Annotated in this window: 3 protein-coding genes; 1 reads left to right on the top strand and 2 read right to left on the bottom strand. The window is 39.6% G+C overall.

Annotated features, from left to right (window positions below; translation table 11 throughout):
* On the bottom strand, nt 1-456 hold a 456-nt coding region (locus tag VNZ46_RS02460; protein ID WP_325558482.1), incomplete at its 3' end, for a hypothetical protein.
* Nucleotides 457-1271: 815 nt separating this feature from the next.
* On the opposite strand from VNZ46_RS02460, the gene VNZ46_RS02455 reads away from it, so the two are divergent.
* A complete protein-coding gene (locus tag VNZ46_RS02455) occupies nt 1272-1880 on the top strand; it encodes an alpha-ketoglutarate-dependent dioxygenase AlkB family protein (RefSeq protein ID WP_325558481.1) in 609 nt (202 codons plus the stop codon).
* Here VNZ46_RS02455 and VNZ46_RS02450 read toward each other — a convergent pair.
* Nucleotides 1864-2976 (bottom strand): macrolide family glycosyltransferase (locus tag VNZ46_RS02450; protein ID WP_325558480.1); only part of this gene is annotated, 1113 nt, incomplete at its 5' end. The two genes, VNZ46_RS02455 and VNZ46_RS02450, sit on opposite strands and share 17 nt — an antisense overlap.

The raw sequence follows: 2976 nt of genomic DNA, 5'->3' as shown, positions 1-2976 counted from the left end.
GGTTACTGTAGTGTTGGCGTCAGCAATACTTGATCCATCTACAGTTGAAGTCGCACCTTGATAAGCGACCGATTTTATGCTTCCACCGCCCAATAGTCCTAATAAGCTACCCGAAAATCCGTCAACTTTTAAGTATACGGTAGTGTTTGCAGGAATAGAACTTCCTGTTGTTGTCACGTTAAACTTTACCTGTTCCCAGGATATTATACCTCCAAGGTTTGCTACGGCAAAGGTGTGTAGTTTTGCAAAGTCTGTTGTTGTTAGATTGGCTAATAGTGCTTTGGTTGGACTCGTAACCGACCATTCACCTACAAGGCTAGAACCAGATGCACTATGCGATTCATTATCTGCATATGTCCTTGTTTGCCCGCTTACACTCCCGATCCCCATAACCATTAGAAACACTGTTACCAGTGCCGGAATTAAGAGAGCATATGGAGTCTTTATTTTGTGCACGCTGAGCGATAAATTAGTTTCCTGCTATGCAAGTCTGTATAATTTTTTAGATAAAATTTTACATTCTTTATAGCTTTTCAAACATATCACAGAAACTTCAACGATTTTCGTTCATTACATTCAGTTTGGGACTGTGTTCGGTAAAATCGGCACGGATTCATGACCATCAGCGATAGTCTGAGTTATATTGTATTTGATTGTTAATCAGTAGTTAAATAGAGGTAGTTAAGTTTTGTTCATTTTATTCAGCGTTTTTAACCTGTATGAACTTTTCTAACTGACCAGAAAGAAGATTGAAATTGCCTTCTTAATATACGATTCATGCAGAAAAAATCGTTGCACCCGACTGTTTGCTATTAGACAAAAAACAGACAGAGAAGAAGCGGTTGCACAGAAAACAGAGGTTACGAAATTCCTATCCATCTATGGCTAATTCTTTACAAGAATTGGGCCAAGAAATTTCCATTTGAAAGAGCATTTAACCTACGGGCAAATTGTAGTTCCGCAAAAAGAGGTGTAAAATGATTCAAAAAAGAAACGGGACCGAAGTCTAGCGACCTGGTCCCGTTCCATTAAATTAACGCTCTCAAGTCAAAGGTAGGAATTTTTATTATCCCTGCAAATTTTTTTTATTTTTTTTTAGTTGGTATGAATTCTATAGAATCTGGAATTTGCTGCCATTATCCAAGTCTTTGGATATAACTCTTTTAAATGATGAGAGTATCCAATTTATTTTTATTTTACTAAAAATATTAGTATTTTTGAGGATCATAAAAGTCGTTTGAAATTTTACAACCTAAATCATTCTCATTTAGATGGAGCAACTGAGTTTTTTTGCTGAAACAGGCCAAAGTCCCGGCTTGCCTAAAGATCTGCTGGATTATCGGCCGGCACTTTTCAGCCTTGCGGAAAGCGAAAGGCTGATGAACAACTTTATTACAGAATGTCCATGGAAACAGAAGGTAGTCACCATGTACGATAAACAAGTCATCACACCCAGGTTGTCCGTTTGGTATGCTGATCCGGATACCTATGATTATACCTCTCCAGGAAAGACAGTCCCAGTGCCCTGGACCAGGGATTTACTGATGATCAGGCAAAGGGTAGAAGCGATTACAGGTGTAAGGTTTAACAGTGTATTGCTTAATTATTACAGGGATGGCAATGATTCAGTGGCCTGGCACAGCGATAATGAAAAGGCCCTTGGAACACATCCAACCATTGCCTCAGTAAGTTTTGGCCAAGTGCGGGCCTTTGACATCCGGCATAAAGCAGACCACCGTTTAAAATATTCTGTAAAGCTGGAGAATGGTTCCCTGCTGATCATGAAAGGTGACCTCCAGGCGAAATGGGAACATCGGATTGCTAAATCCGTAAGACCAATGCGGGCGAGGGTCAACCTGACCTTCAGGATTGTGGTTTGATGAACCGGAAGATTTCCTCCACTGCCTTTTGATAACCACCCGCCTGGATAAAGGAATCGCTTATTTTTTCTATGTTTTTACGATACTCCGGATCTGTCAGAACCGTTTCTACAGATTTTTTTAGCAATTCCGTATCAAGATCCTGAGAGTTCAGTACAATCGTGGCACCTAGTTCTTGTGCTCTGTTCGCCATAAAAAATTGATCCGCACCTAATGGAATAGAGACAAACGGTACTTTATGATATAACAAATCGCCAATGCTGTTCATCCCCGCATGGGTAATGGCTGCGGAAGTGTATTTTAACATTTGCAATTGAGGAATATAATTCCTGATGATAAAGTTTTCCGGGATTTGATATTGCGAAAGGTCTACGTCATAGGCCGCCATGACCACTATATAATCGGTATCTGCGAAACTCTTTAAAAACAATCGATTCAATTCATCGGAGTGGTTGCTGAATATGGTACCCAAAGAAATATAGATCACTTTCCTGCCCTCCAGTTTTTCAAAAGGAAAATCTACATCGTATTTTTTATTAAAAACAGGCGGCCCAATAAAAATGAAGCTGTCGTCGTAATCCTCAGGATGAGGAATGAAGTATTTTGAAGTATAAATAATGTTCAGGTTGCCTTTGTTGAAGAAAAGGGACAAGATGTCTTCAGAAATGTTAACCCGGTGCTTTTCCATTAGGGATGCTCTTACTTTTTTAAATTGCGCAAGTACTTCGGCATTAAGCCCCATCGGGCCGTTGTCGGAGCCCGGTTGTTTTTTACTGAACAAATCTTTAAATGTGGCAAAAACTGCGTAGGAAGATACAAGGGGAATATTTAGTACCTGAGCAATAACTGTTGCATAAGGATAAGCTGCAGAACAGACCATGTAGTCGAATTTTAAGCCTTCAATTTGCGCTAATACAGTATCTATAAATTTTTGGGGCTCCAAAAGTGCGGCTACTAATCCTGTTCCTGCATTTGGCGCCTTTTCTTCGTTCTTAATTTGTCCTTGTCTTTTTCTGAATAAGTTGAGGTCTTCTTTATAACATTTAAAGTCAGCGCCGATTTCTATAACGGCTTTTTCGAATTCCTGAGAACTGAA

The organism is Pedobacter sp., assembly GCF_035566355.1.
Lineage (GTDB): Bacteria > Bacteroidota > Bacteroidia > Sphingobacteriales > Sphingobacteriaceae > Pedobacter.
The sequence above is the reverse complement of the archived record's forward strand: the minus strand, read 5'-3'. Positions and strand labels throughout refer to the sequence as shown.